The sequence below is a fragment of the Leifsonia sp. ALI-44-B genome (assembly GCF_001984125.1).
GTDB lineage: Bacteria > Actinomycetota > Actinomycetes > Actinomycetales > Microbacteriaceae > Okibacterium.
Genome location: NZ_MTQL01000006.1, coordinates 236,990 through 254,625, shown reverse-complemented (window position 1 = coordinate 254,625; position 17,636 = coordinate 236,990). Strand labels below are relative to the sequence as shown.

Annotated in this window: 18 protein-coding genes; 8 read left to right on the top strand and 10 right to left on the bottom strand. The window is 69.3% G+C overall.

The window, feature by feature from the left end; translation table 11 throughout:
- Nucleotides 1–60: 60 nt before the first annotated feature.
- Nucleotides 61–1,326: a sensor histidine kinase gene (locus tag ALI44B_RS02260; protein WP_077053143.1), complete on the top strand. Its 1,266-nt coding sequence runs from the start codon at nucleotides 61–63 to the stop codon at nucleotides 1,324–1,326.
- 85 nt (nucleotides 1,327–1,411) lie between these two features.
- Here the strand turns inward: ALI44B_RS02260 and ALI44B_RS02255 are convergent, their stop codons facing one another.
- Nucleotides 1,412–1,903 carry a MarR family winged helix-turn-helix transcriptional regulator gene (locus tag ALI44B_RS02255; protein ID WP_077053142.1) on the bottom strand — a complete coding sequence of 164 codons (492 nt, stop codon included), beginning with the start codon at nucleotides 1,901–1,903 and terminating at the stop codon, nucleotides 1,412–1,414.
- A 98-nt stretch (nucleotides 1,904–2,001) separates the two neighbouring features.
- Between ALI44B_RS02255 and ALI44B_RS02250 the strand changes: the two genes are divergently transcribed.
- Complete coding sequence (locus ALI44B_RS02250) at nucleotides 2,002–2,904, top strand: alcohol dehydrogenase catalytic domain-containing protein (RefSeq protein ID WP_077053141.1); 903 nt, start codon at nucleotides 2,002–2,004, stop codon at nucleotides 2,902–2,904.
- Here ALI44B_RS02250 and ALI44B_RS02245 read toward each other — a convergent pair.
- The 3 genes from ALI44B_RS02245 to ALI44B_RS02235 all read right to left on the bottom strand — a co-directional run bounded on the left by ALI44B_RS02245 (nucleotide 2,895) and on the right by ALI44B_RS02235 (nucleotide 6,671).
- On the bottom strand, nucleotides 2,895–4,982 hold the full coding sequence (locus ALI44B_RS02245) for a bifunctional copper resistance protein CopD/cytochrome c oxidase assembly protein (RefSeq protein ID WP_238592003.1): 2,088 nt from the start codon (nucleotides 4,980–4,982) through the stop codon (nucleotides 2,895–2,897). The genes ALI44B_RS02250 and ALI44B_RS02245 overlap by 10 nt on opposite strands.
- 164 nt (nucleotides 4,983–5,146) lie before the next feature.
- Entirely contained in the window at nucleotides 5,147–5,809 is a 663-nt protein-coding gene (locus tag ALI44B_RS02240; protein ID WP_077053140.1) for a hypothetical protein, read from the bottom strand.
- A 52-nt stretch (nucleotides 5,810–5,861) separates the two neighbouring features.
- Nucleotides 5,862–6,671 (bottom strand): NAD(P)H-binding protein, encoded by an 810-nt coding sequence (locus ALI44B_RS02235; RefSeq protein ID WP_077053139.1) that lies wholly within the window; start codon nucleotides 6,669–6,671, stop codon nucleotides 5,862–5,864.
- 79 nt (nucleotides 6,672–6,750) lie between these two features.
- On the opposite strand from ALI44B_RS02235, the gene ALI44B_RS02230 reads away from it, so the two are divergent.
- The 3 genes from ALI44B_RS02230 (at nucleotide 6,751) to ALI44B_RS02220 (ending at nucleotide 9,253) form a co-directional block, all read left to right on the top strand.
- Nucleotides 6,751–7,164, top strand: a complete 414-nt coding sequence (locus tag ALI44B_RS02230; RefSeq protein WP_077053138.1) for a winged helix-turn-helix transcriptional regulator — start codon at nucleotides 6,751–6,753, stop codon at nucleotides 7,162–7,164.
- Between the two features lie 135 nt (nucleotides 7,165–7,299).
- Nucleotides 7,300–8,280 (top strand): diacylglycerol/lipid kinase family protein, encoded by a 981-nt coding sequence (locus tag ALI44B_RS02225; RefSeq protein ID WP_077053137.1) that lies wholly within the window; start codon nucleotides 7,300–7,302, stop codon nucleotides 8,278–8,280.
- 106 nt (nucleotides 8,281–8,386) lie between these two features.
- Entirely contained in the window at nucleotides 8,387–9,253 is an 867-nt protein-coding gene (locus ALI44B_RS02220; RefSeq protein WP_077053136.1) for a UbiA family prenyltransferase, read from the top strand.
- Nucleotides 9,254–9,318: 65 nt separating this feature from the next.
- On the opposite strand, the gene ALI44B_RS02215 is transcribed toward ALI44B_RS02220, so the two are convergent.
- From ALI44B_RS02215 to ALI44B_RS02195, 5 genes are read right to left on the bottom strand one after another with little or no spacing between them, the layout of a single operon-like run.
- Nucleotides 9,319–10,461, bottom strand: coding sequence for an FAD-dependent oxidoreductase (locus ALI44B_RS02215; RefSeq protein ID WP_077053906.1), 1,143 nt, complete (start codon nucleotides 10,459–10,461; stop codon nucleotides 9,319–9,321).
- Entirely contained in the window at nucleotides 10,454–11,224 is a 771-nt protein-coding gene (locus ALI44B_RS02210; protein ID WP_077053135.1) for a class I SAM-dependent methyltransferase, read from the bottom strand. Before ALI44B_RS02210 ends, ALI44B_RS02215 begins: the two co-directional genes overlap by 8 nt.
- A complete protein-coding gene (locus tag ALI44B_RS02205) occupies nucleotides 11,221–12,405 on the bottom strand; it encodes a type III polyketide synthase (RefSeq protein WP_077053134.1) in 1,185 nt (394 codons plus the stop codon). The genes ALI44B_RS02210 and ALI44B_RS02205 overlap by 4 nt, the downstream gene beginning before the upstream one ends.
- Before the next feature lie 8 nt (nucleotides 12,406–12,413).
- Nucleotides 12,414–13,655, bottom strand: a complete 1,242-nt coding sequence (locus ALI44B_RS02200) for an MFS transporter (protein ID WP_077053133.1) — start codon at nucleotides 13,653–13,655, stop codon at nucleotides 12,414–12,416.
- 6 nt (nucleotides 13,656–13,661) lie between these two features.
- The gene (locus ALI44B_RS02195; protein ID WP_077053132.1) at nucleotides 13,662–14,261 is read right to left on the bottom strand and encodes an ArsR/SmtB family transcription factor; all 600 of its coding nucleotides are present in this window, start codon (nucleotides 14,259–14,261) and stop codon (nucleotides 13,662–13,664) included.
- A 211-nt stretch (nucleotides 14,262–14,472) separates the two neighbouring features.
- Here ALI44B_RS02195 and ALI44B_RS02190 point away from each other — a divergent pair, with 211 nt between their 5' ends.
- From ALI44B_RS02190 to ALI44B_RS16070, 3 genes are all read left to right on the top strand, one after another.
- Nucleotides 14,473–15,111, top strand: a complete 639-nt coding sequence (locus ALI44B_RS02190) for a SipW-dependent-type signal peptide-containing protein (RefSeq protein ID WP_238592001.1) — start codon at nucleotides 14,473–14,475, stop codon at nucleotides 15,109–15,111.
- 66 nt (nucleotides 15,112–15,177) lie between these two features.
- Complete coding sequence (locus tag ALI44B_RS02185; protein ID WP_179100193.1) at nucleotides 15,178–15,780, top strand: SipW-dependent-type signal peptide-containing protein; 603 nt, start codon at nucleotides 15,178–15,180, stop codon at nucleotides 15,778–15,780.
- Nucleotides 15,777–16,865: a S24/S26 family peptidase gene (locus ALI44B_RS16070; protein WP_077053130.1), complete on the top strand. Its 1,089-nt coding sequence runs from the start codon at nucleotides 15,777–15,779 to the stop codon at nucleotides 16,863–16,865. The genes ALI44B_RS02185 and ALI44B_RS16070 overlap by 4 nt, the downstream gene beginning before the upstream one ends.
- 134 nt (nucleotides 16,866–16,999) lie before the next feature.
- On the opposite strand, the gene ALI44B_RS02175 is transcribed toward ALI44B_RS16070, so the two are convergent.
- Entirely contained in the window at nucleotides 17,000–17,494 is a 495-nt protein-coding gene (locus ALI44B_RS02175; RefSeq protein WP_077053129.1) for a DUF1269 domain-containing protein, read from the bottom strand.
- Nucleotides 17,495–17,636 lie beyond the last annotated feature (142 nt).

Sequence of the window (17,636 nt, the reverse complement as noted above, 5' to 3'; positions counted from 1 at the left end):
CCCCCAAAATAGGCACGCCGATTGCCGCCGAAAATGAGATTCCTTTGAGAAAATCGACCTGTGGGGATCAGGAGACCGGCGCGGGGGCTGGCACAGTCGCGCGCCGATGACACCGACAGGCGGGACCACGACGATCGCAACGACCGCATCAGCGATTCGCGGTCGTTCGTCGTCGCCTCGGGTGCCGTCGCCCTGGCCTTCGGCATCGGTACGGCCATGCAGACGGTCTATATCTTCGCCTGGGTGGCGCCCGGCGGGTCACGCGGCATGCTCTTCGAGCGCATCACCGCGAACGTCGTCGGCATCGGGGGAGCAGTACTCCTGCTCGGCTTCCTGCTCATGACCCGCTGGGGTCCCTCGCTGCACGAGTGGTGGCGGCCCCGTGTGCTCGCGCTCACATTCGCCGTGTCGTGCGTGGCCGGGCTTGTGCGGGTCGGCCTGCAGCTGCTGCTCGGGGTGTATCGCTCGCCGACCGCCGATGTCGTGCTGGTCGAGTTCGGGGCCTCGGTGGCGACGCTCATGGTGTGCGGCGCCTTCGGGTTCGCCGTCTCGGCCGCGCGCCGCAGGACCCGCCACGAGGAACGCGAGCAGACGGCTCAGCGACGGGCAGCCGACCTGGCGCTGCAGGCACTCCAAGGCGAAGAGCTGCGCGTAAAAAGCGAGGTCGCGGAGGGTTTGCACGGCACGGTGCAGCAGCGCCTCGTGTTCATCGCCGCGAGCCTCGACGAGCTGGCGAAACGGGTCGGCTCGGGGGAGACGGTTTCCGAGGAAGACATCCGGTCGGTCGAAAACCGGGTGGATGAACTGCGCGAGCGGGATGTCCGCGCCACGAGTCGTCTGCTCTCGCCGCCGTTGCTCGAGGTGGGTGTCGCGCCCAGCATCCGCGCCATTCTGCAGCGCCTGCCGACCAGTATCGTCACGAAGTTCGACGTCTCGCGTGAATTCCGGGCGCTCGACGACCCCGCCGACAACGTCATCGGCCTGTCGCAGCGATCCCTGCTCGTTCGGAGCCTCGAGGAAGGCATCACGAACGCGCTCAAGCACGGTGCGGCCGACAGCATCCGGGTGTCGCTGTCTGTCGTCGACGATGCCGAGCCCGCGGGAAAACGAATCGTTCTCACCGTCTTCGACAATGGCGTCGGAATCGCTGACGACCCGTCCATCGACGGCGGCCTGCTGTCGTTGTCACGACGCATCCAGGCCTTCCAGGGAGATATGAAGATCGGCCCCGGCAACGAAGGCGGCACGGCGTTACGCGTCTCACTGCCGGCGCCTCAGCTGTCGCGAAACGAGCCCGAGAAGGACCCCGCTCCCACTCCCCAATAGAGTGCCGATAATGCACATTATGTCAACAAAGCCGTTTCGAACCCTCCCCAGCCGGCGAACTCAGTGAGCGAAGTCGTAGAGGGAATCAGCGAGCCGACCGAGGCGGCAACAGGTCGACGCATTCTCCCCGCAGCGGCGTGAGGATGGCTTCGGCGAGATCTTCGAGCTGATCCAGCTGCCGATCGCCGAGCAGGTCGAACACCCGGGAACGCACCTCGGCGACATATCCGGGTTCGACCTCAGCCAGGAGTCGATCGCCGGCCGGCGTAAGCCTCGCGAGCGTCTTGCGCGCATCCGTCGGATCGGCACTTCGAGCGAGAAGTCCTCGTTTCTCGAGACGCCCGACGATCCTCGACAGGTGCGACGGCGTCACGCTCGCCGTGGCGGCCAACCGGCTCATGTGGATCTCACGATCCTCCCCCAGGGCCAGGCAGCGCAGGACCCCGAACTCGGCATGACTGAGATCCGCCACCTGTTCGAGATACACATCGAGTTCGGCGGGCAACCACATCATGACGCCGACGAACAACGACCAGGTGCGGTCCTGCTGAGGCGAGAGGCGATCTGAGGTGGTCACGACACCACGATACCGATACTTGCCACGGAAAGGAATCCGGGTTAGGTTACTTTCCGCAGCAAGCATTTGCTGCTCTCCCCTTCGAAAGGTCTGACTCGATGCTCGCTGCGCGCTTTCACACGTACGGCTCCCCCGACGTTCTCCTCGTCGACGATGCGCCCGAACCTCATGCGGGTGACGGTTCCATTCGTGTCCGGGTGCTGGCCACCAGCGTGAACCCGATCGACGTCATCCTGCGCGCCGGCCACCTGCAGCAGTTCCTGCCTCTCACCCTGCCCGCGATCCCCGGCCGCGACGCCGTCGGCATCATCGACGAGATCGGTCAGGGGGTGTCAGACGCACACGTCGGCGACCGCGTCTTCGGCCTGGGCGGGATCAGCGACACCACGGGCGAATTCGCGGTGCTCACGGCCTGGGCCGACGTGCCGAGCGCCTGGTCCACGGCTCAGGCCGCGGCGGCCGGGCTCGCATCGGCGACCGCGGCTGCCGCCCTCGAAACCCTCGGAGACCTGAACGAGCGGACCCTGCTCATCGAAGGCGCTTCCGGTGCCGTCGGCAGCGCCGCCGCCGCGTTCGCCGTCGCGGCCGGCGCCACCGTCATCGGCACGGGCCGTGCGAGCAACCACGCTTACCTCGAATCGCTCGGCATCCACCCGACCACCTATGGAGCGGGTCTCGCCGATCGGGTGCGCGACCTGGCGCCCGACGGGGTCCACGCAGCGCTCCATTCCGCACCGTCGAAATCGCTGCCGGATCTGCTCGGGATCGTCGGGGACCCGTCGCGCGTCGTCACCGTCATCGACGATCAGGGGGCTGCGCGACTGGGCCTCCGCAAGGTGGACGCTCGCAACGATTCTGCGCTCCTCCGATACGCCGCCGCGCTCGGCGAGAAGGGCCTCTACACGCCGCGCGTGGATCACGAATTTTCTCTCGCCGACATCGTCGAGGCGCACACCGTGGCCGAGAGCGGTTCCGGCAAGGTCGTGATTATTCAGCCCTGATCGTCATCGTCGAGGCGCCGCAGCCGGGAGTTGTAGGCGACGAGTTCCGCGTCCCCGTCCCGCTCGGCGCGTCGGTCGTAGCGTTTGGCCGACTTCTCGTCGCTCTTCACCCACTGCGCCACCACGACGAGCGCGATCAGCACCGTGGGGATCTCCCCCGCGCTCCACGCGATGCCGCCGCCAACGCCCTGATCGGCGAGGAGCTGAGCGGTCGTCGCTCCCCCGAGCGCCGTCCACCACGCCTCGGCGAGCACGGCCGAGTTCGCCATGATCGTGAGGCCGAAGAAGGCGTGGAAGGCCAGTGTCGCGAGCAGCACGAGCAGACGCATGAGGTGCGTGGGGCGGTTCGGACCCGGGTCGATGCCGATGAGCACCCAGAAGAAGAGGTATCCGGTCGCCAAGAAGTGCACCGTCATGAAGACGTGGCCCTGGTGCGCGAACATGGCCCATTCGAACCATCCGGTGTAATAGAAGACCACGAGGCTGCCCGCGAAGAGCACGGCCGCGACAGCCGGGGTCGACAGAACCCGCAGATAGCGCGAGTGCACGAGGATGAGCATCCATTCACGGATGCCGCGGCCGCCGTCGTTGCGAGCGGGCAGCGTGCGCAGCGCCAACAGGACGGGCCCGCCGAGTACTAGCAGGGGCGGCACCACCATCATGAGCGTCATGTGCTGCAGCATGTGCGTGCTGAAGTGGACCTGCCCATAGACGGCCGGTCCCCCGCTCGTGGCATAGAGGAGCGCGGCGCACCCGGCCACCCATGACACGATGCGGCCGAGGGGCCAGCTGTCGCCGCGTCGCCGCACGCGCAGGGCCGCCCACACGTACCAGCCGGCGCCCACGAGCGCGAGGCCCGCCCACATCCAGTCGATATGCCATTCCGTGAACATGCGCAGGGGCGTGACATCGGGCGGATACGGGAAACCCAGCAGGCGGTGGCGGATGTCGTCGGCCACGGGTTCCTGCGACACGGGCGGCAGGCTGCGTGAGAGCGCCACCGACGCACCCATCGTCACGGCCATGACGACGACCTCGCCAACGGCCAGGCGCACGAAAGCCGATCGGTCGGAGGGGTCGCGCCGCAGCCGCGGGATGAGACGCAGGCGATGCCACGCGCCGGCCACGCCCAGCAGCACGAGCGCCGTCGCCTTCACGATCAGCAGGATGCCGTAGGGCGTGACGAGGTCGGCCGGCGAGCTGATGCGGAGCGATGCATTCACGACACCGGAGAAGGCGACCGCGCCGAAGGCCCACCCGGCCAGGAGGGAGTAGCGGGCGACGACGGCGCCGAGCTGGGCGCCGACCTTCTTGCGCAGGAGGATGACGGCGACGAGCCCACCGGCCCACGCCGTGACGCCGATGAGGTGGATGGCGAGGCTGTTGACGGCGTTGCCGTGCTCGTCCGATCCGGCGGCGTGGCCCGACAACGAAAGCGGCAGGAGCGCAGCGACAGACAGGACGGCGGCCGTGGCCACCCAGGACTGCCGCCGCGCGAGCAGGGCGATCGAGAGCGCGGCGGCCACGCATCCCATCGACACCAGCATCGTCTGGCCGAGCTCGAGCTGGGTCGCGTAGAAGACGAACGTCGTGGGGAACGACGGCGCGGTCAGGGGCACGCCGATCGAGTTCGCGGCGGTGAAGACGAGCACCGCGATGCCCGCCGCCAGCCAGACGGAGGCCGCCCAGCTTGCCCACCACACAGCCTTGGCCTGCGAGAACGACATGAGGCCGGGGGCGATCTTCTGGCCCGGCAACCAGAACGTGGCGGCGAGGAGCAGACCGATGGTCACCGAGGCGGCCGCGTCGTGCAGCACGCGCGCGATGGGGAGCCCCCAGGTGACCAACTCCCCCGGGTTGGTGAGCAGCTGGCCGCGGCCGAGTTCACCCGTGAGGGAGAGGCCGAGGAGTGTCGCCACGACGGCGAGCGGCACCGAGATCGCGAGGGCGATTGCGACGAAGCCAGGCGGTGTGGGGCTCCAAGCGGGGCCGGCATCGGTGTCGGGCTCCGTATCGGGCATCGGGGTGGGCGCGGGTCGAGGGGATGTCGGGGTGGGGTTGTCTCTGTTTTCGGCCACGGTCGGTGGCTCCTTCCTGAGCGGCCAGCCGCAGCCGTACCGCTCGATGACCTCGCCGAGGTGACGCCTTCTCAGGCGTCGACGACGGCAACACGAAACGCGACACGGGAACGCAGGGGCCGCACGGCGCGGCATCCGGCGTCACCGGCAGCGGAAATCGCTGCTCAGGTCGCGAGAGGGAGTGAGGGGAAGGAGACTGCGGGCGGGCCGCGGTGCGACCGCGTGGAGGGATAGACGCTGAGCGACCGAGGAAGCGAGACCGTCTCGATGTCCGCGGGAGCGGCGGCGAGGAATGGAACGGGGATCGTGGAGACGACGGGAAGTAGAACGCGCACGAGCGCGACCGCGAGCGTGCGAAGTCGCCGAACGACCCGCTCGCCCTGATAGATCGCCAGGATCGTCACGGCGGCCGCCGCAGCGTGAGCCGCCCACATGCCGGCGTGTGCGTGCGCGGGGACACCTGCGCTAGGGCCGCTGGCCGGAGTCGCCAGCAGAAGCGGTGCCGCTGCCGAACCGTGGCCTCCGTGCCCCTCGTGACCTACTCCCCCGGTTGCCGATGCCGCGGACGTGTTACCGGCGCTCCCGAGAACGAACAACACGTGGAACAGCATCTGGCTGGCGATCACCGAAGCCGACACGCGGAGGATCGACAGACGTCGACCGGCCAGCGGAACGCAGACGGCCGTCGCCAGAACGAGAGGCACGAGGATGCCGAGCAGCCCGGGCACCTCTCCCCCGCCCGCCACGTGCGAGAGCAACGCCACGAAGGTCGACGCGATCGCCGCCAGCGCGCCCCGCAGGGCCCGGGCCGAACGCGTCGAGGTCATACGGCCATTCTCGCAGGACCTCGACGAGTAAACCGGCCGCGCGGTGAGTCGTCTACAGGTTCGGGCGCCCCGCGCTCGCCGCCTCGGTTGCCACCTGCACGGCATCCCGCGGTTCGCGTTCGAGGAGCAGACGCAAGTCACTCCCCGATGCGCTCAAGAAACCGTGCCGTACCGACGTGAAGATCGACAGGAGCATCGCGGGCTGGAAGGGCTTCAGGCCGGCGGCATCCAACTCGACCCGCTTGTCGTGGAGCGAGACGTCGGCGAGGTCGACCCCGAGACGGGTCGCAACGTCATTCGCCGTCACCGGTTCGCCGACGAGGTCGTAGGTGCGTCCCACGTGCCGCTCAGGACGGTCGGCCACGACGGCCGCCGCCTCGGCCAGATCGGCCCGTGCCACCGCCGCGAGGGCCCCGCCGCCGAACGCCGACGTGAGGCGCGAACCGTCCCAGCCGAAGAGCGAACCGAACAGCTCGGCGTAGAGGCCGTTGCGCAGGATGGTCCAGGACAGCGAGCTTTCTCGCAGGCGTCGTTCCGTCCACCGATGCGCCAGCGCGAACGCGAGGTGGTCACCCTCGGAAGCCAGGCTGGTGTAGACGACATGTGCGACACCATCCCGCTCGGCCGCCGCGATCGCCGCCTCGTGACGCGCGACGACGACATCGTCCTCGGCCTCCCCGGCCGACACGAGAACCAGCGTAGCGACGCCCTCGAACGAGATACTCGCGGGGTCATCGAAGTCAACGAGGGGGCCGCGGGCCGACGACGAGCGGCTACTCCCCCGGGCGGCGGTCCCCCGCTCGGACAGGAGGGTGAGGATGGCGTGGCCGAGCTGGCCGCTGGCGCCGGTGACGAGAATCAAGACGAGACCTTTCGTGGTTCTGATGCCTAACTAAGCTGATTGTGTTCGCCCGTTTCGACCGCCACAAGGAGGCACTCTCGTGTCAGTGACGCACACCGAAGTAACCGCCACCCTCGACCCGTGCGGCGCGAGCGACCACCCCGACTGCGGCATCCGCGACATGCTCGACCGCGTCGGCGACACCTGGACCGTCATGGTCGTGACCGAGCTGGGCGCGTCCGAGCGTCGTTTCCTCGAACTGCAGCGGGCCATCGACGGCATCTCGCAACGCATGCTCACGCTCACGCTGCGTCGGCTCGAACGCGACGGGCTCGTGAGCCGCACGGTCTACCCCACGGTTCCCGCGCAGGTGTCCTACGCGCTGACCGACTCGGGGGCGCGACTGACCCACCTGATCAAGGCGCTCGCCGACTGGTCGCTGGCCGAGCGCGCCGCCATCGCCGATGCCCGCCAGCGCTACGACGACACGCATCCGGGCCACGTCATCCGGTAACGGTCCGGCCGAGTGAGCCGCGCACATCGGGGGCGCTAGCATGCTTACTCCCCCGGCCGGTAGCCCCCGCCCGCTTGCCAGCCGGAATCGCCCCCGCACATAAGGTAGAGCCTGACCCGAACCCGAGGATGTCTTATGACCGATGTAGCCACGAAAACCGCCGCCGTCGTCTACAACCCGATCAAGGTCGACCTTGACGAGTTGCGCGAGACCGTCAACCGTGAGGCCGCGGCTGCCGGGTGGGGCGAGACGCGCTGGTATGAGACATCCATCGAGGATGTCGGACAGGGCGTCACGCGCACCGCCATCGACGACGGCGCCGACCTCATCTTCGCGGCGGGCGGCGACGGAACCGTGCGGGCCGTCTCGGAGGCCGCGCGCGGCACGAGCGTTCCCGTCGCCCTGCTGCCGTCCGGCACCGGCAACCTCCTGGCCCGCAACCTGCATCTCACCCTGAACGACATGCCCGGATCGGTGCAATATGCCTTCACAGGCGCCGACCGTGAGATCGACCTCGGTGTCATCGACATCGAGCGCGCCGACCGCACGCGAGAGAAGCACGTGTTCGTCGTCATGGCCGGTCTCGGCATCGACGCCAAGATGATCAAGAACACCGACGACGACCTGAAGAAGAAGGCCGGCTGGGCCGCCTACGTCAAGGCCATCGTGACCTCGCTGCGCGACCCGAACGAGTTGCATGTGCGTTTCCAGCTCGACAACCACCGGCCTGAACGCCGCACCGTGCACACCCTCATCCTCGGCAACTGCGGGTCGCTGCCCGCCAACATTCTTCTGCTGCCCGACGCCAAGGTCGACGACGGCCTCTTCGACGTCATGATGATGCGCCCGAAGGGTGTGCTCGGCTGGATCCGCGTGTGGCTGAAGGTGGCCTGGACCAACGGCGTCGTCATGCGCACCAAGGCCGGCCGGGCCCTCGCGGGTCAGCGCAAGAACGACCGCGACATCCGTTACGAGACGGGCACAACCTTCGTCGCCCGCTTCTCGCGCCCCGAAGAGATCGAGCTCGACGGCGACACGTTCGGCGAGGTCGTGGCCTTCAACGCCCGCATCGAACCCGGCGCGATGATCGTGCGCGTGCCCGCCGACGCGGCGTGAGCCCGATTCGTCAACTCGACGCGAGCGGGCCTCGCCGACTCGACGTGAACTGCTCTCGCCATCTTGTCAGTGCCACGGCACCCGGAACGCGGAAGGGTGAGGGCCGATGAGCGTGCTCGGTCGGGCCAGACTGCTCGCGTTGTCCTCGCATCCGGGGCCGACGGTTGCGGTCACGACGCTGTCGATCATCCTGGGCGTCGCCGTGGGCCTGGATGCGTGGCGCGTCGCGCTCGTGGGTCTCGCCATCCTGGCCGGCCAGCTGTCGATCGGGCTCTCGAACGACTGGATCGATGCCCGGCGCGACACCGAGGTCGGGCGCACCGATAAGCCCATCGCCTCGGGCGCCATCCTGGCGTCGACGGTGCGTAACGCCGCCTTCGTCACCGCCGCCATTGCCGTCGTCTTGTCGTTCGCGCTGAGCGCGGGGACCGGCATCGCCCACACCATCCTCATCGCCTCGGGGTGGGCCTACAACGCCGGGCTCAAGCGAACGGCCTTCTCGCTCGTGCCGTTCCTCGTGAGCTTCGGCCTGTTGCCCAGCGTCGTGACGCTCGCGGCCGCCGAACCGTCGGCCGCGGCCTGGTGGGCGACCGCGACGGGTGCCGTGCTCGGCATTCCCATCCACTTCACGAACGTGCTGCCCGACCTCGACGACGACGCGCGCACGGGCGTCTCGGGGCTGCCACACCGCCTCGGGCGACGAGCCACGGGAACGATCGCCTTCGTGGCGCTGGTCGTCGGCGCAGCATTCGTCATGCTCGGCCCGGTTATCGACGCGGGTTTCGACACGGGCCCGAGCGTGCTCGCCGTGGCGGGTTTCGTCGTCGTCAGCGCGATCGCGGTGATGGGCATCGTGCTGGTTCTCACGCGGCCACCGAGCCGCCTCCTGTTCCAGCTGATCATCGTGTCGGCACTCGTGCTGGTCGCGCAGCTCGCGCTCAGCGGCGGCACCATCCTGGCGGCCGCGAGTTAGACGAGCCCTGCCCGCCGGTTCGCCGTGCCGCGAATAGCTCCGGAGAGGCTCGCGAGTCGGCGTCGCTAGATGAGCTTCATGGCATAAACCTGCGCGAGCAGGCCGGATGCCGGCGACTTCAGCAATCCGCCGAGCGCCAGGTTGCGCCCCGCCACCGTCAGCGACGACGCCCGGCGCCCGAGCGCCATGTTGATTTCCGCCTGTCGCGCCGCGCGGCGTGCGGCGACCCCCCGCTCGCGTGCATAGTCAGCGGCCCGATCGGACGAGACAGAGCCTCGGCGCACCGTGGTGGCGATGATCGGGAGCAGGGCCTGGGCGTCCAACCATCCGAGGTTCATGCCCTGACCACCGATGGGCGAGATCTCGTGGGCCGCGTCGCCGATGAGGGCCACGCGCCGGCCGAGCACGCGTTCGACGAAACGACGCCGCACCGTGAACGCGCTCAACATGAGGTTGCTCGAGGGTTCGACAGCGGCCCCCGTGCGCTCGGCCACGAGCGAGGCCACGTGATCGGCGTCGGGCTGCTCCATCATGGCGTCGGTGGCGACGACGAAACGGCGCAGGCCGCTGGGCAGCGGGAACGATTCGACGACGCCGCGCCGCTCGAGGTGGATGACGGCGTCGGACTCGTCGCCCGTGTCATCCCGAAAATCGCCCATGACGAACGTGTCGGGGTAGAACCTCGTGGCCACGCGGACGCCGAGCAACCGCCGCAGGGTGCTGCGCGGCCCGTCCGCGCCCACCACGAAACGCGCACGCTCGGTGACCGTGCTGCCATCGGATGCTGTGCCCGTGACTGCGACATGGCCGGGGTGCTCCTCGATGCCCGAGACGGAGATGCCGCGGCGCAGGGCACCCGGGGCGAGTTCGGCGAGCTTCTGCTCGAGGTTGGCCTCGGTGCGGTACTGCGGCAGCGACAGCACGAAGGGGAACCGGTCCGACACTCCCCCGAACGACAGCGTGCCGACCGTGCGCCCTCCGCTGCGGGCCACACCGCGGCGAATGGGGATGCCCTCGGCGACGAGTTGATCCGCCAGGCCCAGGCGCTCGAAGATTCCGAGGGCGGGTGGGTGAATGCCGATGGCCCGCGACAGGGTGGCCGGATGATCCCGCTTCTCCCACACGGCCACGTCGAGGCCGCGGTCGGCCGCGAGGGCCGCCATCATGAGCCCGACAGGGCCGCCTCCGACGACGATGACGTCACGCACGGGAAGCACCGCGCCGTCGGGCAGCAGCGTCGAATTCGAGGCGCACGCGGAACGGCTTCTGCCCGCACACGGTCCAGCCGGCGGGCGCCACGCGCGCCAACTCGTCGACGCGGAAGCTGCGCCGGATCGACAGAAGCCCGTCGACGTGGATGAAGGAGCGGCGCGAAACCGGCCAGGTCGCGACCTGGTAGGCGCGATAGGCGACGGGCGAACGCTCGAGGTCGCTGTGCACGACGAAGCGGTCGGCCAAGGCCTCGGAGTCGGCGAGCAGGTCGGCGCGTTGGGCGTCGTCCAGGTGGTGCAGCAGGTGGTTCGAGGTGACGATGTCGAAGCGGTCGCCGCGTTCGACGAGGTCACGGCTGGATGCCGCCTCGAAGCGCACGCCCGGGCGTTCGGGGCGCGAGGCGGCGAATGCGTAGGCGCGCTCGTCGGGGTCGATGCCCGTGACGCTCAGGCGATACCCGTCGCGGTGGGCCCAGCGCGCGATCGAGCGGGCGATGTCGCCGCCGCCCGAACCGATGTCGAGCAGCGTGTTCTCGCGCGTGGCCGACAGGCGCGGGCGGATGCGGCTGCGGTACACGTCCTTCCACCCCGACACGAGCGCGTTGATGACGCGGAAGTCGCGATAGGTGGCGTCGAGCAGGGCGGCGTCGCAGCGCGGGTCGTCCATGAGCTCGACGAGGCTCGTGTCGCGCCGCGAGAATTCGGGGCGGCGCGGCGTGGATGCCGGGACGACGGGTCTCGTGCCCGCGGCGCGGCTCATCCGGCGACCCGTTTCGTGAGGATGGCGCTTTCGACCGTGAGTCCGGGGCCGAACGCCATGGCGCACACGCGTTCGTTACCAGCGCTCTCGCTCGTGCTCGTGCCCGTGCCCGTGCCCGTGCCCGTGCCCGCAGCATCCGCGTCGTGCAGAATCTCGCGCAACACGAACAGCACGGTCGCACTCGACATATTGCCGAAGTCGCGCAGCACGCGCCGCGACTCGACCATCTGAGCATCGCTCAGCTTCACGGCATCCTGCACCTTGTCGAGGATGCTGCGCCCACCCGGATGGATCGCCCACCGCTCGATATCGGCGCTGGCCTCGGGTCGCGACTCCCCCAGGCGCGCCAACAGCGGGTCGAGGGCCCCCTCGATGTGCTTCTCGATGATCGACGGAACATAGCTCGACAGCACCATCTCGAAGCCGTGGTCGCCGATCTTCCACGCCATATCGGTCTCGCCGACGGGCGTCAGAACCGTTTCGAAGGCGTCGAGGTCGAGCACGGGGTGACCGGCCGGGGCGTCGCGCGACGTCACGACCGCGGCGGCGGCACCGTCGGCGAATACCGACGAGGCGACGATGGTGTCGGGGTCGTTCGACGACGAGATGTGCAGAGAACAGAGTTCGACCGAGACGACGAGCACCACGGCATCCGGGTCGGCCAGGCAGAAGTCGCGGGACGCGCGCAGGGCCGGGAAGGCGCCGTAGCAGCCCATGAACCCCAAGTGATAGCGCTGCGTCGACGCGCGCAGGCCGAGGTCGCGCACGAGGCGATAGTCGGGGCCGGGGGCGAAGAAACCCGTGCACGACACCGTGACGACGTGCGTGACATCCGCGGCCGTCAGACCACCGGATGTCTCGAGCGCGAGCCGTGCCGCCGCGAGGAACAGCTCGGGCGACCGGTCGATGTAGACCTCGTTGCGCACGCCCGTCGTCGGGTTGCGCAGCACACCGGTCTCGCGATCGAGGAAGACGCCCTCGGTGTCGTCGGCGAACTCGCCACCCAATTCGCCCAGTACGGTGTGCCGTGTCTCGATCGCCGATGCGTCGAAGGCGGCCCCGATCAGACGGTCGGCCAGACGCCCCATCCCCGGCTGAGCGCGAAACAGATCCCGAACATCGGGTTGTCTGATGATCGTTTTCGGCACAGCTGTTTCGAGGGATCGTACGCTCACGGGCATACGTCACTCTAACTCGGCAGGCCCACGCGCCCCGGCCCGTTGACAACCGGCCGCTCGAGGCCCCGCCACACAGAGCCGACGGCGGGCACGAGCGCGAGGACCGCATAGGCGACGGCCGCTGCGAGCAGCACGGGTGCCAACCCCCAGAGCGCAACGCCGGTGCCGCCAACCAGGCTTCCGATCGGCATGGCGGATGCGGCGACGGCCGTGGTCGCTCCGAACACGCGCGCCCGCGCATCCACGGGGATCTGACGAAAGAGCGTGGACTGCAGGATGGGGTTGATGGCCCCCGCGGCCAGGCCGGCGCAGAACAAGACGCCGAGCACCACGAGGGGTGGCGCGCCGACGAGCATGGCGACGAACGGCGGCGGGCCGGCCAGCGCCAGTGCGACGACGAGGAACCGACGGCGCGGGAGCCGGGCGGCAACCATGGGGAAGACGGCGGCCCCGATGAGGGCGCCGGCCGAGAAGCATCCGATCATGAACCCGAAGAGCGCGCCGCTCGCCGAAACACCGGTGGCCCAGATCGGCATGATGACCGTGAGGTTGGCCGAGTCGATGGCGTTGGTGACGAGGATGAGGAGGATGAGGGCGCGCAGGAGGGGCGTGCGCCAGAGGAACGTTAGACCGAACCAGAAACCACGGGTGTCGGCGGCGGGTGTCGATGGCGCCGCCTGAACGGGCACACGCCGAGCGGGGAGCGCGACGGCGATCAACACGACGGCGCCCGCACACATCACCGCGGTGAGGAACAGCACATTTCCCGCCCCGACGATCGCCACCCCGAACCCCGCCACGGCCGAACCGACGAGGGCCGAACTGCGTTGGATGGCCGAACTGGTTCCCGTCACCCGGTCGAGAGTCCATCCGCACCGCTCGCCCAGTTCGGGCAAGACCACGGTCTTCGCGGTGTCACCGGGCGTGTCGAAGATGCCGCCGAGCAACACGAGGGCGAGCAGGAGGCCGAAGGGCAACGCATCCAGCATCGCAAGGATCGGCACGGCGACGACGCACGCGGCGCTGAGGGAGTCGGCGACCAGCGATGAGACGCGGGAGCCGAACCGGTCGACGAGGGGCGCGCCGAGAACGCCCCCGATCACGACGGGGAGCGTCGAGAACATGCCCGCGACCCCCGTCGCCGCGGCCGAACCGGTGCGGTCGAGCACGAAGAGCGGCACGGCCACCATGACGATAGCGTTGCCGACCTTCGACAGCGCCAGAGCAGACAGCACCCCGAGAAGCGCACGCACGACGGATCAGGCCTTGCGAAACGCTTGGTAGATGAGGATGGCCGGGGCGGTGTCGTCGCCCGGTCGAGCCCCGATCTCGGCCCACTTCTCCGCGACGGCGCGCAACTCCTCACCGCAGGCGGCGAGCTGGGACGCCGTGAGATGTGCAACGGCGTCGCCCGACGTCGCCGCCTCGATCCACTCGGTCGGCAACGTCTCTTCGCGTTCGAGAGCGGCCGACGCCTCAGCCACATAGGCCTGCAGGATGCCGTGGCGCAGCGCTCGGCTGGCGAGCCGCTCCTCGGGCGGGGCGTCGGGGCCCGTCGGCTCGACCGTCGTCCAGGCATGCCGCGCCCGCCACCAGGTTTCGCGCGCGTCGCGTGCCAGCTCGGGGGCCGGCTCGACGAAGCCGTTCTCGGCCAGGACGCCCAGGTGGTAGCTCACCGAACCCGGCGCGGCGTCGACCACACCGCACAACTCCCCCACCGACCGCGGGCCCGTAATGCGCAGCTCGCTGAGAAGCTTCAGGCGCAGCGGGTGGGCGAGCGCCCGCATGGCCTTCGGATCGTCGAGTGCGATCGCGTTCGGCTTCGTCGTCTTCTTCTTCTTCCTCGGGGTTGTCGTCATGGCCTTACTCTACGATTAACAAGAACTCTTGTGCAACCGTCGTTGCGGGATCTGTTCGCCGCCTCAGAACTGGGCCCCCGTAGTGCAAACAAAGCTCAGTAATTGACCCGTACAGCCCCGCATTGTCGCCGGATGACCGTTTTGTTTGCATGTGTACATCGGGCGGGCGACGGCATTTCGTAGTCGACCGCGGTTCAACCAGGGGAATCTCGTGACTCAGCTCACCAACACACAGCCGCACACCGACGACACGCGGAACGGCCGCACCCGCCGTCGGCGGCTCAAGGCCATGCTCGCCGGAGGACTCGTGCTCGGAGTCGGTGCCGCCATCACGCTCGCGGCGTGGAACGACTCGGAGTTCGCGCAGGGAACGTTCGCGTCGGGCGCGTTCAACCTCGAGGGCAGCCTCGACGGCACCGCGTTCAGCGCGCACCCCACGGCCGCGGCCGGTTCGGCAGCCGACCTCGACTTCACCCTCGACGCCGCCAACCTGAGCCCCGGCGATGTGGTCTTCGCGCCGTTTGCAATCCGCCTCGACGACACCACCACCTACGACGCCACGACGGCGATCACGGCCACCACCTCCGCCGGCGCGGTCGTCGGCCTCACCTATTCACTCACGCAGCCGACGGCCTTCGGGTGCGACGGAACGACGACGGGCACGTCTCTGGTCGCCGCGGGAACGGCCGTCGGCACGGTTCCGGCCGACACGACGCTCGACCTGACCGCGGGAACGTCGCCGGATGCGGGCGACCCGGCCTATCTGTGCTTCACGGTGACCGCGGGGCCGACGCTGCCGCAGAGCCAGACCGGAACCGTCACCTGGCAGTTCCAGGCCGTTTCGGAGTAGCCGGTGCCCGCTCATGCGGCGCCTCGAGCGGGGCGCGTGCGGCGGCGTCGGGGACTCCCTCGCCGCGTGCGCGCGCTCCTCGCGGGCGGCCTCGTGCTCGGGGTCGGTGCGACGGCGACGCTCGCAGCCTGGGTCGATAGCGAGAACGCCGCGGGCTCGTTCACCGCGACCGTCTTCGACACCGAGGCCAGCGTCAACGGCACCACCTATGCCGACCACCCCACGGCGCCCGGTGCCACGATCGCATTCGATACGTCTGGGATGTCGGCGGGCAGCGTGCGTTACGGCCTCCTCTCCGTCCGCACCAAGACGAACAGTGTCGCGGGCAGCCTGAACATCCAGGCGGCGACCGTCACGAACGGCACGACCGACACGGCGCCGCTGCTCGGCGACGCCCTGCGCTACCGACTCGTCCGCTCGGCGACGTGCACGGCCGCGGCCTTCACGGGCACGCCGACGTGGGTGGTCGGCGGCGCGACCGATGTCCGCGCGCTCAACACCGGGCAGAACGCGGGCACCACGGTGGCGCTCGCGGCCGCCACCACCTCGGCCCCGGGCGCGGCCACGCCCCTGTGCTTCGAGGTGTCCCTGCCGACGGGAGCGTCGAACAGCCTGCAGGGCAAATCCGCCACGGCGGTCTGGACCGTCACCTCGACGTCGGCGCAATGATGCCGCCGGACGGCGTGTCGGCCGACCCATCGCCGACGGGCTTCGCCTCCGCGCCCGCGAAGCCGCCGGCCGCCACCCGCGCCGGCCGGGCTGGCCGGGCCGCCGACGCCATCCTGACACTCCTGGCGGTCGGGGGTTCGCTCTGCATCGTGCTGGTGCTCCTCGCCGTCGTCTTCCATGTGTCGATCATCATGTTCAAGACGGGGTCCATGTCCCCCACCATCCCCGCCGGTTCGATCGCGCTCGTGCAAGAGGTGCCGGCCGATGCGGTCGCAGTCGGTGACATCGTCACGGTCGATCGCCCCGGCGTGCTGCCCGTGACCCACCGCGTGACGAGCGTCGCCGAGGATGCAGCGGCCGCCGCATCCGCCAACAGCCACGCCCGCACGCTCACGTTGAAGGGCGACGCGAACCGCACCGAGGATCCGGCGCCCTACACGGTCGACAGCGTCAAACGCGTGATCTTCTCGCTCCCGGGCATCGCGCCCCTCGTCGCGCAGGCATCCAACCCTGTCGTGCTCGGCACGACGACCGTGGTGATGGCCGCCGTCGTGACCTGGGCGTTCTGGCCGCGTCGCCACCGCGCGAAAGCCGCCGGGAGTGCGGCCCTCGTCGCCGCCCTGGCCGCCGTCACCGTGTCGCTGGCGCCGCCGCCCACAGAGACCCTGGCCGCCTGGACCGACCCGGTCGTCACGACGGCACCGTTCGCCGCCAAGGTCATCCCCGCCCCGACCATCACGGGATGTTCGGCCGCCAACGTCCTCCTGGTCGGCGGCCGGGTGACGATCACCTGGACGCTGCCCGCCGGGCACACGGCATCCGACATCGTGTATCTGTGGTCGTCGAACGGGCAGGCTTCCGGCGTGCAGACCGTGCCGCTCAGCTCATCGGTCGCGACGACCGGGCCCTCGGCGGGAGGCGTCTACACGACGACGTTCCAGGGCGCCCTGCTCTCGAACCTCCTGGGCGGGCAGGTGCTCGTCGGGGTGCGCACCCTCGACACGTCGTCGTGGATCTCGACCGATAGCCTGGCCCGAGCCTCCCTGCCCGCCCTCGTCGGCACGGGATCCTGCACGGTCCTCTGATCTCGGCGGGCCGCCACACACGAACGGGCCCTGCGCGCACGAACGGGATGCGGGACGCCAACGCTCTCGCGCCGCTCCCGCATCCCGTTCTCGATGTCACGCGCCCGTCAGTCAACCGGGCGTGTGGCTGCAACCTACGCCGTGGCGCTCAAGTCGTGGATGAGGGCCTTCTCGTCCTCGGTCGACAGCGACGTCTGCACGACGTGGCCGCCGTACGGGGCCAGCGCGGCGGCGAACTTGTCCTCGGTCAGCTTGAGGGCGTACACGACGACCGACGACTTACCCTCGGCAACGCTCTGCTTCACGCGGTCGCGGAACTGCTGGTCGATGCCCGTCTTGTCGAGCCCCGCGAACAGGGCGCCGAAGAGGCCGCCCGAGATCAGGCCGAACAGCGGAACGAAGAACAGCAGGCCGATGAGCGCGCCGAACAGGGCACCGCTCGCGGCGCCGACGCCGACCTTGCCGGCCGGGCCGGGAGTCTCGACATGGGCCTTGCCCTCGTGGTCAACCTTGACCAGCGCGAGCCCGGCGAGTTCGACCACGAGGTCGGTTTGCAGACTCTGGATCTCGTTATACGCCCCCTCGGCGCTTGCCTCATCGTCGAACGCAATAACAATCAGATCAGCCATTTTCCGGTCCTTTCCTGGCGGGGTGATTTCCCCTTGGACGCTAACCTAGGACTCCCCCCGCCCGGGGGGCCAGTGTTTGGACAAAGTTCGTCATCCCGTCGCACATCGGCAAGACGACGCGAAATGGCGGTCAGCAAATCGG